Annotated in this window: 19 protein-coding genes; 8 read left to right on the top strand and 11 right to left on the bottom strand. The window is 56.4% G+C overall.

Annotation, left to right across the window (positions count from 1 at the left end):
• From ASF70_RS01465 to ASF70_RS01450, 4 genes are all read right to left on the bottom strand, one after another.
• On the bottom strand, positions 1-641 hold a 641-nt coding region (locus ASF70_RS01465; RefSeq protein ID WP_200943481.1), incomplete at its 3' end, for a glycosyl hydrolase 53 family protein.
• Between the two features lie 50 nt (positions 642-691).
• On the bottom strand, positions 692-1,066 hold the full coding sequence (locus tag ASF70_RS01460; protein ID WP_062576801.1) for a VOC family protein: 375 nt from the start codon (positions 1,064-1,066) through the stop codon (positions 692-694).
• Positions 1,067-1,243: 177 nt separating this feature from the next.
• Entirely contained in the window at positions 1,244-3,313 is a 2,070-nt protein-coding gene (locus ASF70_RS01455) for a response regulator (protein ID WP_244473919.1), read from the bottom strand.
• A gap of 116 nt (positions 3,314-3,429) precedes the next feature.
• Positions 3,430-5,160, bottom strand: coding sequence for an ATP-binding protein (locus tag ASF70_RS01450; protein WP_062576799.1), 1,731 nt, complete (start codon positions 5,158-5,160; stop codon positions 3,430-3,432).
• Between the two features lie 336 nt (positions 5,161-5,496).
• On the opposite strand from ASF70_RS01450, the gene ASF70_RS01445 reads away from it, so the two are divergent.
• The 7 genes from ASF70_RS01445 (at position 5,497) to ASF70_RS01405 (ending at position 15,769) form a co-directional block, all read left to right on the top strand.
• Positions 5,497-6,051, top strand: coding sequence for a hypothetical protein (locus ASF70_RS01445; protein ID WP_156461712.1), 555 nt, complete (start codon positions 5,497-5,499; stop codon positions 6,049-6,051).
• Between the two features lie 582 nt (positions 6,052-6,633).
• Positions 6,634-7,239, top strand: a complete 606-nt coding sequence (locus tag ASF70_RS01435; protein ID WP_062576794.1) for a PIN domain-containing protein — start codon at positions 6,634-6,636, stop codon at positions 7,237-7,239.
• 483 nt (positions 7,240-7,722) lie between these two features.
• Entirely contained in the window at positions 7,723-8,526 is an 804-nt protein-coding gene (locus tag ASF70_RS01430; RefSeq protein ID WP_062576792.1) for a hypothetical protein, read from the top strand.
• Positions 8,527-8,600: 74 nt separating this feature from the next.
• The gene (locus tag ASF70_RS01425; RefSeq protein WP_062576790.1) at positions 8,601-11,039 is read left to right on the top strand and encodes a Mu transposase C-terminal domain-containing protein; all 2,439 of its coding nucleotides are present in this window, start codon (positions 8,601-8,603) and stop codon (positions 11,037-11,039) included.
• Positions 11,036-12,070, top strand: coding sequence for a TniB family NTP-binding protein (locus tag ASF70_RS01420; RefSeq protein WP_062576788.1), 1,035 nt, complete (start codon positions 11,036-11,038; stop codon positions 12,068-12,070). Before ASF70_RS01425 ends, ASF70_RS01420 begins: the two co-directional genes overlap by 4 nt.
• 470 nt (positions 12,071-12,540) lie before the next feature.
• Entirely contained in the window at positions 12,541-13,938 is a 1,398-nt protein-coding gene (locus ASF70_RS01415; protein ID WP_244473915.1) for a hypothetical protein, read from the top strand.
• A gap of 46 nt (positions 13,939-13,984) precedes the next feature.
• On the top strand, positions 13,985-15,769 hold the full coding sequence (locus ASF70_RS01405; RefSeq protein ID WP_162237933.1) for a TniQ family protein: 1,785 nt from the start codon (positions 13,985-13,987) through the stop codon (positions 15,767-15,769).
• Positions 15,770-16,911: 1,142 nt separating this feature from the next.
• Here ASF70_RS01405 and ASF70_RS24280 read toward each other — a convergent pair.
• Positions 16,912-17,088: a hypothetical protein gene (locus tag ASF70_RS24280; protein ID WP_165699859.1), complete on the bottom strand. Its 177-nt coding sequence runs from the start codon at positions 17,086-17,088 to the stop codon at positions 16,912-16,914.
• A 67-nt stretch (positions 17,089-17,155) separates the two neighbouring features.
• Positions 17,156-18,748 (bottom strand): isocitrate lyase, encoded by a 1,593-nt coding sequence (locus ASF70_RS01395; protein WP_062576778.1) that lies wholly within the window; start codon positions 18,746-18,748, stop codon positions 17,156-17,158.
• Between the two features lie 117 nt (positions 18,749-18,865).
• On the opposite strand from ASF70_RS01395, the gene ASF70_RS01390 reads away from it, so the two are divergent.
• Positions 18,866-20,266, top strand: a complete 1,401-nt coding sequence (locus ASF70_RS01390; RefSeq protein WP_062576776.1) for a short-chain fatty acyl-CoA regulator family protein — start codon at positions 18,866-18,868, stop codon at positions 20,264-20,266.
• Between the two features lie 213 nt (positions 20,267-20,479).
• On the opposite strand, the gene ASF70_RS01385 is transcribed toward ASF70_RS01390, so the two are convergent.
• The 5 genes from ASF70_RS01385 to pcaC form a co-directional block, all read right to left on the bottom strand.
• On the bottom strand, positions 20,480-21,655 hold the full coding sequence (locus ASF70_RS01385) for an ABC transporter substrate-binding protein (protein ID WP_062576774.1): 1,176 nt from the start codon (positions 21,653-21,655) through the stop codon (positions 20,480-20,482).
• Positions 21,656-21,767: 112 nt separating this feature from the next.
• The gene (locus tag ASF70_RS01380) at positions 21,768-22,838 is read right to left on the bottom strand and encodes a 3-carboxy-cis,cis-muconate cycloisomerase (RefSeq protein WP_062576772.1); all 1,071 of its coding nucleotides are present in this window, start codon (positions 22,836-22,838) and stop codon (positions 21,768-21,770) included.
• 41 nt (positions 22,839-22,879) lie between these two features.
• On the bottom strand, positions 22,880-23,497 hold the full coding sequence (pcaG, locus tag ASF70_RS01375) for a protocatechuate 3,4-dioxygenase subunit alpha (protein ID WP_062454426.1): 618 nt from the start codon (positions 23,495-23,497) through the stop codon (positions 22,880-22,882).
• Positions 23,498-23,499: 2 nt separating this feature from the next.
• The gene (pcaH, locus tag ASF70_RS01370) at positions 23,500-24,240 is read right to left on the bottom strand and encodes a protocatechuate 3,4-dioxygenase subunit beta (protein ID WP_062454428.1); all 741 of its coding nucleotides are present in this window, start codon (positions 24,238-24,240) and stop codon (positions 23,500-23,502) included.
• Positions 24,237-24,656, bottom strand: coding sequence for a 4-carboxymuconolactone decarboxylase (gene pcaC / locus ASF70_RS01365; protein ID WP_062576770.1), 420 nt, complete (start codon positions 24,654-24,656; stop codon positions 24,237-24,239). The genes pcaH and pcaC overlap by 4 nt, the downstream gene beginning before the upstream one ends.
• Between the last annotated feature and the right edge of the window lie 3 nt (positions 24,657-24,659).

Below are 24,659 nucleotides of genomic sequence, written 5' to 3'. Positions count from 1 at the left end.
TGGTGGACGGGATGTCCGTCGTGCCAGCTTGTCTCCGACACCATGATCGGCTTGCGGTAACGTTTCCATGTCGCAAGCAAGACCTTCACGAGCGACGTTCGGGCCGTATGCGGGTAATAGTTAACCCCGACGACGTCCACATCCACCGCGGAAACGATTGCGTCTGTCGCCTCGAACTGGCGCTCCCCCACTCCCGTGATAGGGTCGTTCGTTAGAATCCCGACATCGGGATGATGATCCCGAGCGACCTTTGCCATCAGCACTGCCATCTCGACAGCTTCGTGACGCGGCATCCCGGCGATTATTGGATAGAGCGACGGCTCGTTGACAGGACAGAGCCAAAGCTTTTCATTTCCATTCACCGCAAGTACCGCTTCGGACGCGATGCGAGCACAACGCACCGGATCCTGATTGCGGTGATAGTGGGAGAGATCCCAGATCGCTTGAACGCCCGCGTCTCGTGCTGCAACGAGGCGAGAGAGCGCGTGGTGTCCGGGGACGAGGCCGTCGCGGATCGTGAGAAGTCCGTGCTCGCGAGCAATACGGAAATGGTCGGCCAACCGCGCATCAACCGTGTGCCCGGTGGTGACAAGAAGGTCGTGCCGGCCGCGATGAACAAGGCCGCATTCGAAGCCCGCCATTATGCGGCTGCGGAAAAGACGGGCGGGGCGGAGGGGTAGCGGCAGTTGGTTCATTTCGTCGGCTGAGACCGCACAGTCAGCTTGTTTCCGTCCGGGTCACGAAGGTAAGCAACGAACGATCCGTTAGGTCGCTCGGAAGGAGGACTCTCGATCGCGGTACCCCCATGTTCGGTTCCAGCCACATGCCAGGCCGGTACCTGATCGTGGCTTACAGCCGAGATACCGATAGTCCCGCCGTTTGCAGCGGCGGCTGGCCCGCCATCGATTGGCTTCGTGATCGTAAGCCGATCGCCCTCGTGGAGGTAGATCAGTCTCCCTCTTTCATCCACCTCGGCAGGCTTTCCACCTAACGCTGCAAACGTGGCATCATAGAAGCGTCGGGACCTTTCGTGGTCGTTGGTGCCAATCATGACGTGAGTGAACATGCTTCATCTCCAGTTTGGAATGCTCGACTCATTTAACGGTCAACTTCACCATAAGCTTTGGTATGGCGCAGAAATTACGCAGCATCAGCCAGCCGATATGAAAATAATGAGCGTTCCGCTTCCATGGCCAAGTACGCCTTGACGACAAATCGCAACGCGGTGGCCCGATTCATTCAGTCAGGTCTTCGCCGAAACATCAAGTCGCACTACGTTCGTGAGATCGGGCACCGACGACTTAGCAGTCGCCAGCGCATCCAGAAGATCGTCCAACTTGAACGGTTTTGTAAGGACAGGCCGGGATATCGTCCCGCCCGCTTCGAGCTTGTCGCTGTACCCCGTCATCAGAACCACCGGAAGATCAGGGTGACTGCGAGCCAGATGCTCGGCCAGTTCTATGCCGGAAACCTCCGGCATCATGATATCACTCACAACCGCCTGGATATCCGGCTCTCGCTTCAGTATCTCCAGCGCTTCAGCTCCATTCCGCGCTGTCAGGATCGAAGGAACCAGGCCCTCCAACGTCAGGCGCGCCGACTCGAGCAAGGGAGGCGTATCATCGACAAGAAGGATCTTGGCTGGAAGCTCATGTCGCCTATCTTCGCTGTGTACCATTTTTCGAGGTGCGGTCGATTTCGGAAGGAGCAGCGTGAATGCGCTTCCGCGTCCAAGTAGGCTCGCCGCCTTGACCGTACCGCCGCTTGTGGTCGCAAATCCGTGAACCTGCGTCAGTCCAAGCCCCGCCCTCCCGGTTGCGTTCTTAGAAAAGAATGGTTCGAATATCCGGGCCAGGTCTCCGGCTGCGATGCCCGCACCCCTGTCGGAGACGGTCAGCGCCACCATCGGTCCCTGAACCCGGTTGTCCTCCAGCGCACCTTCGGCGATGTTGCGCGCCTCGACTGTGACTTCGCCTCCTCCGTTCATCGCTTCCCTTGCGTTCGTGAGCAGATTGATCAGCGCGATCTCTAGGCCGACCGGGTCGGCGTTTATCGACCAGAGATCGTCCGGAAGCCGGATGTCGAGTGATATCGTGTCGTTGAGGGCCTGCTTAAGCAGGGGTGCAATCTCCTCGAGTTTTTGATCCAGCTCGATATGTTCCGCACCCTGGTTGGAACGTCTCGCGAATGACAGCAGTCGCCTGGTGATACCCTTGCCTCGTGCGATGCCTTCCTTCATGTGGCCGAGCATGCGCGTCACACGTTCCTCGTCGTTCCGCCGTCGTTCGATACCTTCAACACCGGACTGGAAGACCATCAGCAGGTTATTGAAGTCGTGGGCGGCCTGTCCGGTAAGCTTGCCCAGGGCGTCCATCCGCTGCCAGTTCGCAAGACTTTCACGCTCGGCGCTGCGCGTCCGAAGCTCATGATAGAGGAGAACTGCTGCCGTCGCACACAGGGCAATGAGCACGATGCTAGCCACAAGGAGAAGAAGCGTTGCCTGTCTTGCAGGAAGATCGTAGTCGGCCGCCGGAACTCCGACGCTAACGCGCCACGGCGTTCCAGCGAGCGACGCCTCTGATATTTGAAGACTTGTGCCATCGTGCAGTTTGACACGGGAGTCCCCGGCAGGACTGACATATTCCAAGGCTGGCCTGGCCTCGAAACCTGGTGCTGCGGTAGCAGCGACGATCCTATCCTGGTTGTCGACAACCCAAGAGGCCCAGTCGTTCGGAAGTCCGCTTCTCTGGAGAATTTGCGTGATTATTTCCGGACGGATGACTGCTGATAATATAGCTCTGGTGCGCCCGCTCCGGATAATCGGAACCCGGACGGCGAAAGCAGGTTTTCCGCCTGGCCCTATCACCACGTTCCCGATTATGCCAGATCCGGATTTCAGCACACGGTCGTGGCTCTCCTTGTCGACAACCGTCCTTGGGGCGGAGGCTGCAAGAGGGGGGAACGACAGCACGATCTCTCCGTCCCCGTTCGAGACCCGCACCTGCTCCCATGCTGGGACCTGATCGTTGAGACGGCGTGCCGTCTCGTTGAAGCTTGTCCGCGACACCGGGAGGTCGAGCCGTGGGGATTCCGCCACCAGAGAGAGGAGCTGAATCTGCGTTGCGAGTTCGCGCTGGAGCGAGCTTGCCAGAAGCGAAGCACGGTCTCGGACGTCCGCGTCGATCTCGGCCTGACGCTCGCGCATGATGAACCATCCCATCAATGTTGCAAGCACGAGCACCGGGATGATGGCCGCGCTCAGAAGCAGGAATGCAGGCCGTGCCTTGATCAACTTGAAGCCTCTGTTCGTCACGAGCAAACGTAGATCCCTATTCGTGCAGGGCAAGACTGCCGACCAGATCTCCCCCGTATTTCAGCCCGTCAGATGCTGCGACCGGAGCGCACCTCTCGGAATGGGTTGAAGTTCAGTCACATGGCACGATCGCGTGAGATCGACATCCGGAACGTGAAGCACGTCTCGTCGGCGTCGGATCGCACGTCAATGCGTCCGCCTTGAGCCTGCGCGATCTGCGACGCTATATAGAGACCCAGCCCAAGACCCTGAACGCCCGACCTGCCGTCGCCTCGCTTGAAGGGAAGGAACAGTTTGTCGATCTCGGACCTCTCAATGGGCTTGCCGCCGTTTGTCACCGAGATCTCGAGACAACCATCGGCTATTCGACCACTGATCGCGACTGGCTTGTCGTCGGCACCGTGCGTGACGGCGTTGGACAGGAGGTTCGAGACCATCTGCGCCAGTCTGGGGTGATCTACGGCGAGCCTCATTGGGCCATCGAACGCGGCCGTAATCCGTCTCGTCGGGTTTGCGACGGAAACCTCGTCGACCACATGCTGGAGCGTAGTCGAAAGGTCCTTCTCGGACAGCGACAGTGTTATCCCTCCACCCATGCGGGCCCTGGCGAGGTCCATCACGTTGTCAACGAGGCCCGACATTCTGGAAAGGCTGGCTTTCATCAGGTCCAGAAGGACCGGGCTGCGCTCCGTCCATCCTTCTTTCATGAGACGCGACGTTCCCGCATCTATGGCCGCGATCGGATTTCGCAGGTCGTGTCCGAGCACCGCGATAAACTGCTCTCTTAGTTCGGAAAGCTCGCGTTCGCGCTCGAGCGCGACGCTTGTGTTAACCAGCCGGGTCTCGGCATCGAGATGATGTGCTATGAGTTCCGCGAAGAGCTTGAATGCGCCTAGAACCTCGGGGTTATTTACTTTTGCGGGATTGGAATCTATCGCGCAAAGCGTACCCCAGAAGGCACCACTCTCCAGAATGATCGGCTGGGAGATGTAGCTGCGCAAACCATAGGTACGCGGCGTGTGATGATCGCAGTATTGGAGATCTTCCGCAGCGTCGTCGAAGACGATGGTCTGGCGGTGCCCGCGGATCTCGTTGCAGAATGTGCTTTCGATCGGCAGTTCGTCGCCAGGCTTGAGACCGAAACCGACGCGATCCAGAACTTCGCAGGCGATCCAGCGTGTCTCTGTCACGCGCGCGACCGCGGCAAAGCCCATTCCCGTGATGCGCAAGACGACATCGAGCATCGTTGGCACGGCTGCTATGGCACCCACACGCTTGACGTCGCGCGCGAAGTCGTCGTTCCGGGGGGCCAGTGCAACGCCGCTCCGCGGTGATGATCCGGCGGTCAAGGACTCGATCAGAGCGGCGTTGTCGAGCGCAGTGGCGGCGGCCTCCGCAAGCGCCTCGAGCACCTCCACTTCCCAGTCCGCAGGCGTATAGGGCTGCGACCAATATGCACCGATCGCGCCGATGGGAGCATCCGACCGGACAGGTGTCATCGCCATCGCGCGGACGAAGGTCCCGGCATAGAGCTCGTAAGGGATCCGGTCATCCGCCCTGATATCCGGGATCACCGCGGTGGCCTTGTTGCGCATCGACCATCCGCTGACGCACGCAACTGCCGGAAATTTCTGCCCCTTCCAGAGAGGTCCGATGGCGTCCTCTTCGACATAGTGGCAAAGATCCCCATCTTTGAGGATGATGGCAATCCCTTCGCAGCCGATGACATTCCGCGCGGTCTCTCTCAGCGTGGAGACTGCTTCCTCGGTGTTGCGGGCACGAACAATCCTCGCAAGAGCCTTGGACAGAGACGCAATAGGCGTTGAGGTTCTGGTCGCCTGATCCACGGACCACCGCCTTTCTCGGCACTAGCCGTTCAGTCGCTGTAATATCTCAAGAAAAAGGTTGTGTTTCAAGTGGAACTTCCGGTCCAGCCATCTACCCGGACTACTTCGTTAATGACAGCCTCCAAGGCCCTCCAACAGTGATCCAGAATTCGTCAAAATGTAGTCTGATGACGAGAATAATCTCAGGGCGTCATATCGGCTACGCCGTCCCCTGAAAGTGAACTGAACACTTCGCCTCGCCAGTAACGCCTGCGGACCAGGATTGGAGAAAGCCGTGAGAGACCATGACAGGCCAATGAAGTAATCGTCGGAGCGAATTGAGGCGCTACGTGCGGAATGACAGATAAACGACTCATATGGCTGGTAGCGTCTTTGGGGGTTTCCAGCCATCGAAGCATGTACACCTTAGCAACTGAAATCGAAGGTAGTGATAGGTCGTCATCTGAGCTTAAAGCTGCTGCGAATGAGTCAGTAGAAGAAGGTGCTGAGACCGACAAATCTCAGATGAAAAAGAACGATCTCGCCTTTGATGAGCAAGGAAACGTCGTCGATTCTATAACGCGTTTTTCCTACGCTTTGTCCGAGATGACGGGAAGAAAGGGAATTCGTGACGAAATTAGTCGGTACGAAGCTATGACCTTGGTAATGATCGAGCCGCTCGAGGGAAATGGAGCTCGAAAATTTGCTGGATTTCCAGAAGAACGTCTCCAGCTTCAACTGAAAGATTTCTTCAACGATTTGTATCTCCGATACAACGAAAGATTTGTCATCGGCGCACCTGCGCTGACGGCTCAGACTAATCGTCTTTTTTGGAACGAAAAATCGCCCGCATTGCGCGAGTTGACGTCAGTTGTAGGAAACGAGCTAGAATACGAACTTCGCACCCCGTAACGCCTTAAAAGGCTGCGATCGTCCAATGGTCATGAGCATTGTCCCCAACTGGGCCTACTCTGTCCGGATAAGTTCGGGCCGCCAAGATCGGCATTAGCTGGCAGCGTCCATTGCTTCCGGATTAAGTTTTGTAACTAGCACGCCGCTTCCCCTGTCGCGACAGACCTCCGGTCGTAGAAAGTAGTGATTCGAAATAGTTGGGCCTTAATCGTCGACGACTGGCGCCTGCAGCAGCTTTCGACGAACCGGTTTTGATAATTTTTCACGACGAATATTCACATGGTAGAGCTCGGAATCGAGCTCAACGCACACGCTTCCCTCTGCAATAAGTTTGCGAAGGAATTGGGACATTTCCCTGTTTTCGTCTTTTACGACGATAATTTCCTTAGACGTCATTGACCCAATCTACGTGATTCTCGACAAATTCCTTACTACAAATGATGAGGTAGCTATTTTCCCGAAGTGCCGCACAGCAGCTGGAGAGGTCCGGAGCGAGACACTCTGAGTAGGGACGCGATCCGTGTTAACGATATGTAAACCACAGAGACCGACCATCGCTTGCGACCGACAGGACGTAAAGCGATGAGCATCAAATTCATGCTGGACAACAGTGTTCTGAGCGAGACGAGTAAACCTCGGCGAAATGACGCCGTGATGAAGTTCTTGGAAAGCGAAGAGTACATCATCCCGGCCGGAGCGCTGATGGAGGTACAGTTCGGCATCGCCAGCTTGATGGAGAAAGATCCAGTTAAGGCCGGTCGACTGACAGCCTGGTACGCTCATGTAATCGCGTCGGGAGTGCCCATTGCGGAAACCGGTCCAGAGGTAGCGCAGGCATGGGGAGTTCTAGCCACCGACCAGCGGCTCAAGAACCTACGCATCCAACGAGACAACCAAAGGAGGGAGCGCCCGCTCCAGGACTTGCATATTGCCGCTGCTGCGATAGCCCACAATGCGGTAATCGCAACGCTGGACGTTCACGATTTCATGCTGATACATCGATGCCATGCTCTTCCAGGGGTCTACAATCCGGCTGAAGGCAAGTGGTATGCATGCGATCCAGTCAGAGCACTCTTGAGGACTTCAGCGGTAGAAAATCGGCGAGTTCGGCTGACGATGAATGACTTTCTAAAACCGCTGGAACACGACGATGAGGTTCCGCAGATATCGGCCAAACTACGTGTCTAGCCGCATCTGTGCTGTTGGACTGAAGACTAGTCATGACGTCCCGGCAGAATCCTATCGTTAACCATAAGAACGGGAATTGCGACCAGGGTGCTCGACACGGGCGTTCTCTGGTGTCAGTTTTGTACTCGTTGAAATATGGAACTTCGATAAATGACTGCTTTTGACAACGCGCTATCGATATAACCTACAAGAGTTGGTGCTACCAAACTCTACAATGTCACGCGTTACAACTGGTCAAAGCAAAATGTTCCTTCCCCAGCTTCTCAACGTTTTCAACCATTCGGGCGACATATGGGCCAGCGTAATCTGAGACTCTGATCTCAGGTTCCCGTTGCAGATCCCGAAGCCTGGCCGCTTTTGGAGCACGCATGCGTTAGCGCAGCGGAGGCGATATGGTTGACATCCCGTTTGTCATTAACACGATGCATGAACGTCGGTGTGGCATCGACATGATCTTGATGACGTTCAAAGAAGAAACCCATTATGCAAACCCTGACCAGGATCGCGAAGGCACTGGCTGGTCAGGAGATTATGAAATACCAAGCTGGTAGCGACGCCACCGTGGACGAACCTGACTTGGTTTGGGATAGCTCCTATCCGGAGCCCGGCCGTGCAGATCGTAACATCGCGATCCGCAACCGACCGGATCTGATCCCGGCCGAAGAGCGCAAGAGCATCGTTTCCAACCGCGTGATGGACATTGACCCGCACACGGAGACGTCGGTTCGTCTTGAGAGCGGCCTCGAAGGCGGACTGCTTATGCTTCTTAAAACCGAGCCCGGCTGCGTAGCGGTAAGAACCCAGTACAAGGTTCAGATCACGGTGGACGGCGTTCAACGGGATTACTGGTTCGACTTTTGTGCTGATTTTGAGAACGGGTGCCGCATCCTTTATGCGGTCCGCAACAAGGAGAACTCAGGGGAGGTTGAGGACCTTGTCGAACTTTTCCGTAACCAAGAACTCTCAAATCACGCCCATTATGCACTTGTCGTGACTGAAGAGGAGATTTCGAAACCTGCCATTTACCGCGCTGAGCAGATTGTCGAGGCACGTCGTCGGAATAATGAAGCGAACAACATCCACGTACTGGAAGCGCTTAAGAAATCAGGCGGGCGTGAGCGCGTGGCAAAGGTCTTGATGTCTATCCCAGAATTGACGTTCTCCAGTGGGTGGGATGCCGTCTGGTCGCTTATCGACCGCGGCTTGATTGTTCACCACCACCCTTCGCCTGCGACGACAAACCTTGAGCGCCACTCTTGGATCAAGGCAACGAGGCTCGCTTCGTGAAACCATCGTGAGACCATGTCGGGGGCGACAACGCGAAATTGCGTAAAACAAAAAAAGTGCCATGGGGGCAAACTATGAGTTTGATGAGCAGACCGTCACCGACAAAACTCGCCAAATATTATGTTGGTAAGGATGACCTTGTCACAGTGAACAACCGCGACCTCAGATACGCAGAAGAATTTGATGAAGGCATCGTATTCCGTCCCAATGATGACACCGGAAATGTCACTCCGATTGTTTACAAATGGAACACTCTGTCCGAACTCATCGCGAGCGGAGTGGCTACGGTCGATACGGGCTACTTCACCGAGAAGCGTGCCATTGAACGGGCCCGAAACGTCAAGTCTTTTGAACTCGACCCTGAAAAGGTTTTGCGAGCCAAAATGGTTGCTGAGTTCCTTTCACAAGAAGACGTCTATGCGGCCTGGTCACCAGAGAAGTGCCATCGATCAGATCAAGACATCAAACGTTTCTACGCTATCTTCAAAGCCGAGAAAGACAATGAGGCCCTGATCGAAGAGGCCCGGATCAGCATGACAAAGAAGGGTAAGAAGAAGCTCTTCGTTGGCCCTCGTCAGTTCCGTCGTCTGATTAAACGATTTGAAGATAGCGAGCTGCGTCCGTCGTCAATGGCTGACAGGTATCACGGTGGCGGGTCGCCAGGAAGTACACTCGATCAGAGAGATCTAGAATTCGCTTTGGAGTTCGTCAACAAGGCGAGAACGCCCGACGCTCCAACCGTTCTCTCAGCATATATTTTGATGAACTGGGAGAATGAGAAGCTCAAAGCTGCGGGAAAGGCGGGGCATCGTAAGATCTCTCTCTCAACCTTCCAGCGGATGACGTCGGAGGAAAGCGATTTTGTCAATGATGTCGGTAGGAACGACACAAAACATCCGGTCGAAAGGAAGTATCTCTTTAAGAAGCGAGGGCTTCAGGTAACTCGTCCATTGGAGATTGTCGAGATGGACGAACACCAGGTTCATCTTATGACCATGCTGACGAAGAATGGGCTCTGGAACTACATCGATCCGAGCGCTCAGATCAAAATCAAGGCTATGGGACGTGTATGGCTTTCCGTAGCTCTCGACGCGTTCTCACGCTCCGTCGTCGGTATGAAAATCCTGAAAGGCGCACCGGATTCGGACGCAGCGGTAGCCACGCTGGCAATGGTCGCGCAACGAAAAGATAAAATCTCGGCGCTTCTTGGGGCGCAGACGGGCTGGCCACAGTGCGGAACACCTGGAGCTGTACATACAGACGCGGGCGCAGCCTACGTGTCGGCCAAGTTTGAACTTGCAGTTATGATGTTCTCCGGCAAACACCGGATTCCACCTTCGAAACATCCACACCTTCGCGGCCGGATCGAACGCTTCTTCCGCACGATCAACCAAAGTTACATTCACCTATTTTCAGGACAAACCTTCTCTAACCCGCTCATGAAAGGCGAGTACGACCCGAAAAAGTACGCTCACGTTACCGATGAAGAGTTCGCAGATCTCATTGCTCGCCTGATCATCGATTGTTACCACAATACCAAGCACCGTGCACTTCACATGACGCCGCTAGATGCTTGGTACCGTGGGTCACAGCTGCAAAATGGAGCTATCCTTCCGCCGCCAAGCCCCGACAAGTACCGGGAGATCTTCGGGACGACAATCAAACGCTCTATCGGAAACAGCGGCATCGACATTGCGGGGAACATTTACTCCAGTGCCGAGCTCCTGGAGATCCGAAAAAAATGGTACCGTGCCAAGCTTCTCGTTCGGATGAACGAGGACGACATCCACACTATCTCCGTCAAGCACCGCCGCTTGAACAAGTGGATCGAGGTACCTGCGGTTTTCGATGGATTGAAAGGCGTTTCACTCGACGAATGGCGAGAAACCGTCCGCTATATGGACCGCCATCTCGGCACGAAGAAATTGCACGCTCAAGATGCTGTCAGAAGCTGTCTCAAGATCGTCCGTGAAGTCCTCGCACTGTCAAAGCAGCGATCGGGAGTTCTTATTCATGATAGCCTTGAGAAAAAGTTGGATCGGTTCGAGAAGGAGTTCGGTTTCAAGCAACGATACAATCAAGACCAGAATTTTGATTATGCTGCATGGGACGATGGCATCGACTACGAAGATCAGGAAGATGATGACGACGAGGAATTTGCAGCTGGCCGCCTCAGTGCTCGTTTGAAAGCCAGACCTCCTGAAGAAAGGACGATCGAGCGCATCGATACGGCAGGCTCGGCGCTAAATCCCGGAGCAGGTGTGCAGCGCTTTGACCGCTCAGCCTTCGGTGCAAACGAGGATCGGTTGCCCGCTCCAAGGGATCAGTCAACTCGGATCAGTAAATCTTCAAAGGTCACACGGCCGGTTGCTCCGACCCATGATAATAACGACAGAACCCAGCCGGACGCTGCTCAAGAGCAAGCCAAGGCGGCTGTACCGGAAGCTCCTGAAGCGAAAGCCAGACGTCCGATCCGCGTGACCGGCATGCCTAAAAAGGAGGATCGCCAATGACCGTTGTTGATCCAAACGTTCGCGCACGGGAACTGCTGCGGGCCCGGGTCAGACCGAAACTTCTGGGCCGAGCCGAGATACTCAAGGATCTTTCCAACGTCTACTTCGAGTCAGACAGAGATGATCAGCTGGATATGGAGATCGAGCTGATCATCTCCCATATGCTAAACGACCAAGTCACGTCCGGCTATGCGGTGGCCGTGACGGGACCATCAGGCGCGGGTAAGACAACACTGGTGAACCGGAGGTTGAATGCAACCCCCGAGCTTGAGCCTTTTGATGATGGTTACGGAAACTCCGTAAGATACTGCCTGCGGGTAAACACGCCATCAGCGTGCACGGCAAAAAAGCTTGGCGAGGCAATCTTGCTGGCATCTGGCTATCCGATGGCTCGTACACCGAATGAGGATGACATCTGGTTGCTGGTGCGGAAGAGACTTCGTCTCGGGATGCACAAAATCATCTTCTTTGACGAGTTTCAGCATGTCCTGAAAGGTCCGAAGGCAAAGGGCGGCGCCCACCTCACGAACCAGATCAAACTACTCATGCAGGATCCGGAGTGGCCGGTCTGGATTTTGATTGCTGGCGTTCCCCAGATCCAGGAGTTTGTGGAGCGGGACGAATGGATGCAAATGGAACGTCGCCTTCGACCTCTTCCCATCGATGATCTTCAGGATGAAGAAGGCGACATCGAGAACACGAAAGAGATTTTGGAGGCGCTTGCGGCGTCATCCGGGCTGAAAGTCGCGTTTCCTACAACCGATGACTTTATCAGGCGCTTGATGCACGGCGGCATCTGGCGGTTCGGGATGACTGCACAGATCATCAAACTGTCCATTGAGTGCGCACTGTGGGACGACGACGCAGGCGACGAATTACGGTTCAAGCACTTCGTTGATGGATATCGCCGGATTTCTAATTGTACTAAGGCCTCCAACGTTATGACAGCGGAGAACTGGGAACAGATTCGAAGGCAGGTTGTCGCAAGAACAGGGAAGTTGACGCCCGGTTTTTCCACGAGACCGGAGTGATAGCTGTGAGCGGTCTCCGACGTGTCCCATTTTTTGCCGACGAACTTCTGGTGAGTTTTTTCTCTCGAACAGCGCGGGCTAACGGAAGTCCAAAGTTGCGAAGCTTTTGCCGTGATCTTGGCCTAAGCTATCGTGACTTGGTAAGCGGCGACGCAAGCGAGACAGTGAAGTTTGCGGAGCTTATGGGTTACCCGCCGACCTCATTTCTTGAGCGGCGAGTAGTAGTGCGTGGGCCCAGAACTGTGGAGTTTCGCGGCGAACATTTCGTCGGGGGAATGATGTCGCACGTTCCTTCCCGAGTTTGTCTGCAATGCTTGACTGACGATGCCAAGGATCATTCCCGTATGCCCGGGACTGGCCAATATGCTCGCATCCACTGGGCCGTGAGCAGCATTTCCGGATGTGAGAGACACGGAGTGTTGTTGCAACCGTTCAAATGCGTTGGGTCTTCCTTGGACGCAACGGACTTTATGTTTCAGCTGGACCGCGAACTGACCTTTGGTTCTGAGCCTGAGACGTCTTGCTTCGCCACCAAATTTGAGCGTTTTGTCCGAAACCGGTTGTCTGGCCACAAGGTCGAGCGCCACATCTTAGACGGCCTTCCGCTACCAGCCTGCATCGACCTCTGCCATGCCATTGGAGCTGCGGCTACAGACGGAAAACGCTTCTATTATACCTCCGTGGATACGGAAGCCATGCGAGCCATTGCGGAGCGGGGATACGAGGCTCTCTGCAACGAGGTGGCAGGTGTCCAGAGGTCGGTGAATGGCATGGGTCCGACGTGTGGTTCTACGGAGCTTTGCAGCATCCTTCACGCTACTATCGAACAGCATCCTACTGAATACGAGGAGTTTCGAGCGATCCTGAGCAAATCCACTGGTGATCGCACTACCGACGTAGCGCCTTCGCTCAGTACCTTGCAACCGTCTCGCTTGACTGTCCGATCAATCTCGCAAGCGGCCGGAGTCCAGCCAGACTTGGCCTATGGGTATCTCACTCAGCACGGCCTTTTGAAGGGCCGTCAGTCGTTGATGTATGAGGCACCGGTTGACCTGGTGACCGCACGCGTGGCTACCGCTGCTTTGAAAGACGCTGTCGATTTCGAGACCGCGCGTGCAATTCTCGACTGCTCGGTCCGTGAATTCCGGAACCTGACGACATCAGGCTTCGTCCCCGCACTTATTGGAACGCCGGCAGAGACAGGGAAATGCCTTCCGACTGATCGCTACTCGTCATCAGATCTAACTGCTTTGCGGCGGCAACTCATGGCCAAGGCGCTATGCGACCGAATGGACCTTGTACCTATTCGCGAAGCCATCCTTAATACCGGCTGCGAGCTAGCTGAAGCGCTCGCGGCAATCACGGCCGTTCGGCTCCAGTTTGTCTATTACCGGGCTGGCTACCAGCTTTTCGACTGTTTGATGGTCGATTGTACCGAAGTGATGAGAATTCTTACTCCCACTGCAATGGAGAAAGAACCAGCTATGGGGCGCCTTCGACTGTCGGAATCCGCTTTCTCCGGTCTAGTCCGTGCAGGCGTCTTCACTTCTGTAAGGTCGGCCAGACCTTTTCGTGGCAGACGCCAGGCATACGCGGTCGCGGTCGATTCCATCAGACGCTTTGAAAGAGATTTCGTCTCAGTGCGTAAACTCGGGTATGAGCATGGCGTATCTCTCAGTCGGGTTTTGCAATGCGTTAAAACCGCCCGCCTTCAGCGAGCTTTCCCATCTTGCGTGTCAGACACGCCAGTTTATCGACGGGCGGATGTCGAAGGTCTCGACTTCCAGACCTCCTCGGATCATAGCGACGAAATTGACGGCATAGCTACTCGCCAACTGAGCAGTCAGTTGCAATTTGTGTGCCTTTAACGACTGACCCCACGCACCACCCTCCCCCGCCCATTGGATGAGTTCCATGTCAGATTTGTTTCGCGTTCCGATTTTGGATGATGAAATATTGCCTAGCTTTGTCTCCCGATTTGCCCGGGCCAACGGTAACGTGGCTTTTATGTTTTGTCGGGATCTTGGCATAGACCATGACAAAGCGACCCGTGGGGATCCTGAACACATTGGTAAGTTGGCTGAGCTCTGTGGAATAGACATTGCGACGCTTGCCCATCATGCTGTCGGGCTGGGTTCTTCTCTCCAAGTAAGTTTGCTCGGCGTTAAATTTGAAAAACCTTCAGTTGTTAAAGGGACTATGCGCTTCTGCCCAGATTGTTTTCTTGACGATGAAGCGGATGTCTTACGAAAGCCGGGCGTTCGCCGATACATGCGAGCGGCGTGGTTAGCTCGGGATGTTCGCAGTTGTCCCAAGCATGATCGCGAGATCGTCTCACTTGAGCCGACTGTCGGAAGCCGCTACGTGGACTTTTGCGAGACACTTGATCGCCGAGATGTGGAGATCAATAATCTTTCCGCCTCTGCTGCCCGGATGATTGCAGCACCGGTCGAACATTACATTACTAGAAGATTGGATGGGCATCGAGGCTACCAAGAATTCATCGATAAATTGGAGTTGCGGGTCGTTATCCATCTCAGCCGGAGGCTGGGGGTCGCCCTGAAATACGGAACAGTCGAGCGATTGAAAGAGCTTTCAGCTACTGAGAGCGCGACGGCACTTTCCATAGGTTTTGAGCATCTTCTTGGCGGCGAGAACGGCCTCGTTCATGCCCTGGACGAGGTGGTCAAGGCGCAGGGGGTCCCTGAGTTAGGCACCTCTGTTTATGGAAGGCTGTACAAGGCTTTCATGATAAAACGCGAGGATTCCGGATATGATACCATTCGGAAAATTTTGAGGAGACACGCCGAGCAGGCTATCGTTTTCCCTGGACGCACACTTACTAAAGACGACGCCGAGAAATCGCAATGGACTTCAGTGGCCGCCATCGTCAGAGCCACTGGTCTAGATAAACGCTTCATACGAAAACGTATCCAAGAGGACTCAACCTTAGTTAGCGACGACGGGATTGTGTCGTCTAAAGCGCTTCAGATTTTTTCGGAAATTTCCGATTTGCGCGTCAATATTAAAGAGGCAGCAAACATCCTCGGGTCCTCTAAGTCCATAGTTGTTGAACTCGAAGAAATGGGACTACTGACGCGCTGCGATATCGGACCCAACTCACCTAAGATAGCACGTCAACACCGAAAGTTCCTAAGGTCGGATATCGTCGATCTTCATTCCCAGATACTCGGTCGTGTCACAACGGTCGCAACCAGCGGCTTAAAATCCATAGTCAATCTCGGAGCGATGTTCGAATTACAGCACTCATCGATCATTGCGGACGTGCTGAGAGGTGAATTTGAAGTCGTAGCGAACTGCGGGAAGCGCAGCCTTGTCGACGCTCTAATGCTCGACCCCAACCACTATGCACCCAGGTACCGTTTGGAAGGTCACGCGTCACTGGATGAGGCATGCCAATTGCTCGATATGAACCGTTGGACTTTAAGCCTGCTTATGGATGCTGGTGTGATTCCTCACACGCCCCACCCGTTGATGGCTCGAAGGAAAATGATCGCACTCAGCGATATAGAAGACTTCAACGATCGTTATGTACGTCTCTCTCGCATCGGCTCACGGGCAAAGTTATTGTATCGATGCCGGGAACTGGGGATTATACCAGTCTTTCCGCCAGAGGTAGCAGGTCAGTTGTTCTATGTTCACAGGGCAGATGTCGGAAAAATACTTGGTGATGATTAGAGACGACGATGCGTTGCCGCTTGCCTATACGACTGACGTAAAACTGAAGTTCGTACGTTGCCATGTCAGCACTCGGGTTTCCGCGGCTAGCTGCAACGGCTTTAACGGCTTGCACCTGTGATCACCACCCCAACCTCCGGCTCTAAGCCAGACACTCGTTTCTTGGAAATTGAGAACACTGGCATCGGTGAAACTGGAATGGTGTCTGCCCATGCGCGACTGCAGCACCTTGAAAGACTAATCGCAGACTGGCGCATCGACGGAGAGCACGTCCGACGTGTCCTTAGATGCCGCTCCCGATGCAACCTTATTCGGACTTCCCAACGTGCTGCCGATGGTGGTGCCGTATGTTCCGTTCGCAAAGAACCCTGGGCTGCAGCTCCAAGCAATCAAGGGCCTCCGGATTGAAGACCCACCAGACGTATATCCGTGGAGTCGACGTTGCCGTGTCTGACTACGCGGACAGCCGTCGCAAGTGTCATCGAACACATCGACAGGCCCGTTAGGCAGAACATCCCGATATTTGGCAACGTAGGCGAAGGCCTTGCCAAGGGGGCTTGGTTGAGACCCGTGCGCGGTACTTAACAAGCCAGGTATGCGTTTCGGCGACCAGGAGTGCTGATCGCTCCCGCAGTCCATCAAGACGAGCCTGCGGATCAAGGCCGCGCACTTCGGCCTAGATGCGATACTGTTCTCTGATCCGCTCGACGCCGTCCTCGGCCATCGGTGCTGAACAGTTGGGGGTGATATCCACCAGCTTGCGCCGGGTGTGCCCAATGATGCGCCCAAGCCGCGACTTCAAGTTCTCTAAGGACGCTCGGTGCTTGTAGACCAGAGGTGACAACACGCTTTCCTGCGACACGGCGCGTCTCAGTTCCGTATTTTCCGAGACCTCACTTGCTTGGCTTGAGATTCCTAACTCACTGATTCAATTAAGCTTTAAAGTCTGGGTCATTTTGCAGTGAGTTTTGGGACAGAAAAGCATGATTTCCTATCGCTGAAACTCCTTAGAAACATAGGTATCGGAAAAGGTTTAGGACATTTTGGTTGCATTCCTACACGCTCCTCCACAGCAATCGGCCCCAAGCACCAGCATCGAGCGCAGCACCGATGGTCTCTATCACCGGTGCTGCTTTGCGGGTTCAAACAACGCGACCGATCCGGTGGTACAGGTTCGAGTATTTTACCGCCTCCGGCTGCTCCTTGATTTCCTGCAAATAGTGACTGATCGCGACCCGGATCAGTTCGAAGTCCTGGTTTGAGAAGACGGCTCTCGATCGTTCGGGTTGTGACGTCTTGGTCTCAGTATTTGTCGACATTTCAGCTCCTCCGTTGAAAGTGTACCTCGAAGGAGCATCGCTCCTTCGAGGCGTATGATCCTGCAGCTCAAGCTGCAAACTGGTTCATCGTGTTGTGCTCTCCAGCCGCCTTCAGCGCCGCATCGCCACCGAAGTATTCCTTGTGATCGTCGCCCAGATCCGAACCGGCCATATTCTGGTGCTTCACCGCTGCGATCCCCTGGCGAATCTCCTGGCGCTGAACGCCGGCGACGTAGCCAAGCATTCCCTGATCGCCGAAGTAATCCTTCGCAAGATTGTCGGTCGAAAGCGCCGCCGTGTGGTAGGTCGGCAGGGTGATCAGATGATGGAAGATGCCTGCTCGCTTTGCTGCGTCACGCTGAAATGTCCGGATGCGCTCATCAGCTTCTTTGCCGAGTTCCGTACCGTCGTAGTCGACGCTCATGAGCTTCGCACGGTCATACGCCGAAACGTCCCTGCCCTGCTCGACCCACACGTCAAAGACCTGTTGCCGGAAGTTCAGCGTCCAGTTGAAGGAAGGCGAGTTGTTATAGACGAGCTTCGCGTTCGGAACGACGTCGCGGATGCGGTCGACCATCCCGGCGATCTGCTCGATGTGCGGTTTCTCGGTCTCGATCCAGAGAAGGTCCGCGCCGTTCTGGAGCGCATTGATGCAATCGAGCACGCAACGATCGGCACCCGTGCCGGGTCGGAACTGGTAGAGGTTCGAGCGGAGGCGCTTGGGACGAAGAACCTTGTCGCCACGGGTCAGCAGGACGTCACCGTTCGATCGCTGGCCCGCGCCGACCTCTTCGCAATCCAGAAACGAATTGTACTGGTCGCCGATATCGCCTTCGGAGACCGAAAAGGCGATCTGTTTGGTCAGCCCGGCGCCCAAAGAATCCGTGCGAGCCACGATGACGCCGTCGTCCACTCCCATCTCGAGAAAGGCGTAGCGCAACGCACGGATCTTCGCGACGAAATCTTCGTGAGGGACGGTGACTTTACCATCCTGATGACCACACTGCTTCTCGTCGGAGACCTGGTTTTCGATCTGAAGCGCGCAGGCCCCTGCCTCGATCATTTTCTTGGCGAGCAGGTAGGTCGCTTCGGCATTGCCGAACCCGGCATCAATATCAGCTATGACCGGGACGACGTGCGTTTGGAAATCATCGATCGCGGAGGTGAGCTGCCGTTCCTTGACAGCATCGCCTGCCTCCCGGGCTTTGTCGATTTGCCGGAATATGTCGCCCAGTTCACGAGCATCGGCTTGCCGCAGGAACGTGTACAACTCGTTGATCAATGCCGGTACGGTCGTCTTCTCGTGCATCGACTGGTCTGGCAGCGGGCCGAATTCCGAGCGCAATGCGGCGACCATCCAGCCGGAGAGGTAAAGGTATCGCCGCTCCGTGCTTTTAAAATGCTTTTTGATCGATATGATCTTCTGCTGACCGATGAACCCATGCCAGCACCCGAGCGACTGCGTGTACTTGGACGGGTCGTTATCATACGCGTCCATGTCTCGCCGCATGACCTTGGCGGTGTATTTGGCGATGTCGAGGCCGGTCTTGAACCGGTTCTGAAGCCTCATCCTCGCAACGGCCTCGGGTGTCATTCCAGTCCAGCATTCATTCCCACCAATCAGGTGCTCGGCTTCTTCGAGTAGCTTTTGATACGACATGAGACCCTCCAATGTTTCTGTCCATGGGAGGATAACAGCCGGTAAGGCCATGGCGAGCCACGCTGAAGTCAAGCTGTCAAACTTTACAGAAGTTCTTCGTAATGCTGTAATGCTTGTATGGATAATCGTGTTTACCTTGGGCCGCGCTTGCGAAGACTTCGCCGGGACTTGGGCCTGAAGCAGGTAGAGATGGCGAGCGACCTCGACATCTCGCCATCCTATGTCGCGCTGATGGAACGCAATCAGCGCCCGGTGACAGCTGAAATACTGCTGCGACTGGCCAAGGCATATAAGATCGATTTTAGCGAATTTACCGCTGACGCAGGCCAGGATCTTGTCGCGCAGTTACGGCTTGCAGCACGAGACGCGATCTTCACTGACATCGATTTGAATGCGGTCGATATCGCGGATATCGCACACAGCTTTCCCGGGTTTGCTGAAGCGCTGCTGCGACTTTACACGGCATACAAAGAGGAGCAGTTCGCTTTAGCCGACCGGCGCCAACACACGACAAACGATGGACGCCCGTTTGAAGGGGATTCCATCGCCGCCGTCAGAAGCTTTCTAGCCGCCCGAAAGAACTACTTCCCGGTTTTGGACACGCTGTCGGAAAAGCTGGCGGGCCGGGTAAGCCAGGGCGGCGGTTTGCCAGCCTTCCTCCAGAACGAGCACGGGTTTAAAGTCCGAAGGCTTCCCGCAGAGGTGATGTCAGGATCCCTCCGGCGACTTGACTGGCATCGCAAGGAACTGCTGCTCAACGAAGCTCTGGATCATTCAAGCCAGAATTTCCAGATGGCGCAGCAGCTCGCCTACCTCGAGTTTGAGAACGAGATTGCAAGCACCGTTGCCGAAGGGAATTTCGAATCGCAGAATTCGGAGCGGCTTGCTCATCGAGCTATCGCTGCCTATTGCGCGGGGGCAATCCTGATGCCGTATGCTGCCTTTGCCAAAGCTGTGGAGGCTCGCCGATACGATCTAGACTCATTAGCTCGTTTCTTCGGGACGAGCTTCGAGCAGACTGCGCACCGGCTCACGACGCTCCAGAAGCCCGGACACGAGAGAGTTCCCTTCTTCTTCATAAAGGTCGACGTTGCCGGAAACGTCTCCAAGAGACTGAACAGCGGCGCCTTTCCCTTTGCACGACACGGCGGCGGCTGTCCGTTGTGGACGGTCCATCAGGTGTTTACCTCTCCAAGGCGGGTTGTGACACAATGGATGGAGCTGCCTGATGGCCAAAGGTTCTTCTCGATAGCTCGAACCGTGCACTCGGGCGGTGGCAGCCACGGCTTTCCGAGCGTCGACCGAGCGATCGCGATCGTCTGTGAGGCTCGATATGCAGACCGGCTTGTCTACGCCTCTGAGCATCCTCAGACACATAAGCCGACGCCTATCGGCATTGCGTGCCAGCTCTGTCAGCGCACAGAATGCACTTCTCGTGCCGAACCGCCGATTGGACGGCAGGTACTTCCGGACAACTATCGAAGGACGGAGGCTCCGTTTGGGTTCTCCGACGCGTAGCCCGACTTAGGACGCGTACGATGCGCTCGACATGAGTAAGAAGGGTAATTGCGCTTTGCAAACTAACGGATGCTGCGAACGTGTCGGCGAGCCGGGGATCATGACTCGAAGGCTTTCCAACCCTGCTGAACACGGGCTCAGCAGGGCCGTTTTGACAATTGGGTTGGTCCTACAAACCCATTGACAGGCCGGAGCAGCTCTCAGCAGGAACGCCTACTTCTTGGCGAAGGCCAGACCCGGATCGCCCTGTTTCTCGAAGGTCTGGATTTCCTTGTTGAAGTATTTGCCGTCTGCGCCTTTCTCGACGCTGCGCAGATAGATGTTCTGGGTGATGTGCCGGCTGACCGGATCGATCGTGACGGGTCCACGCGGACTGGTCCATGACAGGCCTTTGACGGCCTCGACGGCCTTGGCCGCATCCTGCTTGCCGCCGGTCGCCTCTATCATTTTTGCGATGACATGCATGCCATCGAAAGCGCCAACGGCCGGGAAAGAGAGTTCGGCGGGGTTGCCGATCGCCTTCTGCGCTGCTTCGACGAAAGCCTTGTTTTCCGCAGAGTCATGCGACACCGCATAGTGGAAACTGGTGGTAAGGCCGAGGCCGGCTTCACCGAGGGCGGGAAGATCGGATTCCTGCGTCAGATCGCCCGTCGCGAAGAACTTGATGCCTGCTGCCTTGAGGCCGGTGTCGTTATAGGCCTTCACGAAGGCAAGCGTCGGCGGGCCGGATGGCAGGAAGGTGAACAGCGCCTGCGCGCCGGAATCCTTGATCCGCTGCATCAGGGGTGCGAAATCCGTTGTCGAAAGCGGCATCCGGATGGATTCGACAACCTGCCCGCCCTCTTTCTCGAACGCTGTTTTGAAAGCCGTCTCGGCATCGGCGCCAGGTCCGTAATCGCTCACCAGCGTGATCGTCTTGGTAACGCCGCCGTCCTTGGCGACTTTGGCGAGCGGTGTGGCCGTCTGCCAGGTGGTAAACGAGGTGCGCACCACATAAGGGCTCGCGTTCACGATTGCGGACGTGGCGGCGTTCATGACAACCATCGGCACATTGCCCTGCTGCAGCATGGGGGCCGCCGCCATCGCGTCTGGCGTGAAATAATATCCGGCGAGATACTGGACCTTCTCGCGCACGATCAGCTCCTGCGACATCGCTTTGGACTTGGCGGGATCGGCGGTCGGCACGTCGCGATAGACCACCTCGATCTCGTTATCGCCAACCTTCTTGCCGTTCAGGGCAAAGAAGGCATCGATACCGGCTTTGAAGTTTTTTCCCTGCAGCGCGAATGGGCCCGAGAAGGGACCGACGACGCCGACCTTGATGGTCTCGGCATAGCTGGCTCCCGACATCAAGGTCAGTGCGAAAACAGTTGAAATCAGCGTCTTCATTAGGCTCTCCCGTGCCATGTGTCGCATCGCCTCCCGATGTAACGTTGCGAGAAGATTGCATGCGGTGCTGCAATGTAAAACCGAAATCGGCGTGTCAGCCGATTGCTATCCGTCAAATATCGCGCGGGGCATCGCGGCCGAGCGCGGTGATGTTGAAAGCGAGCTCGCCGGCCAGCCGCAGGCCCGCACCCGCCGCCATCACGATATGCGGCAGGACCAGCCATTCCAGCGTCCAGGCAGCGCCCGAGCGCTCCTGCTCGTGGACCATGGCCAGTTGCATGCCGGAAAGCTGGACCGCGGTGTAACGCGAAAGAGCGACAAGCGCTTCGGCCGCCACCGGGTTCTGCTTGTGCGCCATGGCCGATGAGGCACCACCGCCCGACAGCGTTATCTCGTCCCCCATCTGCGCGAGAAGGGCGATATCCTGACCGAATTTGCCGAGGCTTCCAGAAATTGTCGCAAGGATGCCGGCGAACTCGGCAAGCCTGCCCCGCTGGCTCTGCCATTGCGGAGCATCGGCAAGGCCGAGCTCGGCGGCCACCATGGCGCGCACTTCCGCCGCGTGATCACCCAGTTTTTCCAGCGTGCCGACGGCACCGCCAAACTGCAGCGCAAAGCCATCCTCGGCAAAGGCGGCAAGCAGATGTTTCTGCCGGATCAGCGGATGGCGCCAGGCATCCACGCGGTCCGATACCTTGATCGGCAAAGCCGCCTGCATGCGCGTATGCCCCATCATCGCGCGGGAACCGTGCGCCCGGTCAACTTCACCGAACCGCTCGGCCAGATCCTGCAGTCGCCCCAACAGAAGCGTGGCGACCGATTTCAGGCGGAGCATCAGGGCGGTGTCGATCACATCCTGGCTGGTTGCGCCGAAATGGACATGCGGGGCTGCCTCATCCCCGATCGTACCGCGCAGCTGTCGGACCAATTCCGGCACGACGACACCGTCTCTGGCTGTCGCCTGCTTCAACTTGGCGATGTCGGGCGAAAACGACGCGCATGCCGCAGCGATCGCCTGCGCGGATGCATCCGGTATCAGACCGCTTTTTGCCTGCGCGGTGGCGAGAGCCGCTTCGAACGCAAGCATCGCCGCGACCTCGGCCTCTGGAGACAGAAGACTTGCGACCTCCTCATCGCCGAGCAGACCGGACAGGAAGGGATGTTCGAATACGGAAACGGTCATGCCGGAATTGTCACCTTGCTGGTCTTTCTCGAAATTGGCCGTCAGATATCGAAGAATATCGTTTCCTTGTCACCCTGGAGGTGGATATCGAAGCGAACCGTATCGCCGTCGCGCTGACCGATCAGGGTCGGCACCCGTACGCGATGCTCGATGCGGGCAAGGACCGGATCCTCCGCATTGGCGGTTTCCTCGTCGGAGAAATACATCCGTGTCTGCAGGCCAAGATTGATGCCACGCGCCACGATCCAGAACGTGACATGCGGCGCCATCAGCCGGCCGTCCCGGAACGGCACGCGCCCGGGCTTGATCGTTTCGAAAGCGAACTCGCCGGTTGCCATATCGCCGGGACAACGGCCCCACCCCAGGAAATTGGGATCGGCCGCACCGCGCGTTTCCGACGGGCTGTTGTAGATCCCGTCCGCGTCGGCCTGCCAGATCTCGATCAGCGCATCCTTCAGCGGTGCGCCGGCACCGTCATAGACGAACCCCCTGATGGTGATTCGTTCGCCCTTGGTCTTGTCGCTGGCCATTGGCCCGGACCCGAGATCCTGGTCGTAGATGCCTTCAAGCCCTGCGAAATTCGGCGTGCAACCGATATGCACGTAGGGTCCGGCCGTCTGGGATGGCGTTTCCTTGAGGTAGTTCAGCGGCTGCGCCATGATCAATTGCCTTCCAGACGATTTTCGAAAAGGGTCGAGCGGCGCCCGCGCAGGATGATATCAAACTTGTAGGCCCGCAGATCGTGCGGGATCGAGGCATTCATGTCGAGCGGTGCGATCAGGCTTTCGATCGCGTGCCTGTCCGGGATCGTCTTGACGATCGGGCAGAGCCAGATCATCGGATCACCCTCGAAATACATCTGCGTGATCAGGCGCTGGGCAAAACCGTGCCCGAATACCGAGAAATGGATATGCGCCGGACGCCAGTCGTTGACGCCGTTCGGCCAAGGGTAGGGACCGGGCTTTATCGTCCGGAAACAGTAATAGCCCTCTGCATCCGCGATCGCCCGGCCGAAACCGCCGAAATTGGGATCGAGCGGCGCCAGATAGCTTTCCTTCTTGTGGCGATAGCGGCCACCGGCATTGGCCTGCCAGAATTCGACGAGAGCCCCGGCAACGCCCCTGCCCCGTTCATCGAGCACACGGCCATAGACCATGATGCGCTCGCCGATCGCGGATTCACCGGGCTTGGCGTAGTTGACGATCAGGTCGTTGTCGAATTCGCCGAGAATGTTATGGCCGAACACCGGCCCGGTGATTTCGCTGCGCGTGCCTTCCAGTGAGATCAGCGCCCGCTGCGGCGAGCGCAAGACCGAGGTCTTGTAGCCGGGCGTGTATGCCGGAGGGTGCCTCTCCCGGTCTCGGGCAAAGAAGGGTGTCGTTTCTGGTGGTGCGTTGCTCATTTCTGCTCCTCCGCAGCAGGCTTAGCCGCATCGATTTCGGCATAGGTGGCCTTGGCGATCTTGAAAGCGTGGTTGGCGGCGGGCACGCCGGCGTAGATCGCCACATGCATCAGCGCCTCGCAGATATCGTCGCGCGTCGCTCCCGTATTGGCCGTGGCGCGGATATGCATCGCCACCTCTTCATCATGGCCGAGTGCGGCCAGAAGCGCGATCGTCACCATCGACCGTTCCCGCTTCGACCATTGGTCCCGCGACCAGACCGAGCCCCAGGCGCCTTCGGTGATCAACTGCTGGAACGGCTGGTCGAACGGCGTCTCGTTGGCAAGAGCACGGTCCACATGCGCCTCGCCGAGAACCGAGCGGCGCGTCGCCAGTCCCTGCTTGTAGCGTTCCGACGGGATTGAAGCTTCTGCCATATC

Source organism: Rhizobium sp. Leaf321 (assembly GCF_001423215.1).
GTDB lineage: Bacteria > Pseudomonadota > Alphaproteobacteria > Rhizobiales > Rhizobiaceae > Neorhizobium > Neorhizobium soli.
This window is presented reverse-complemented; position numbering and strand designations above follow the sequence as displayed.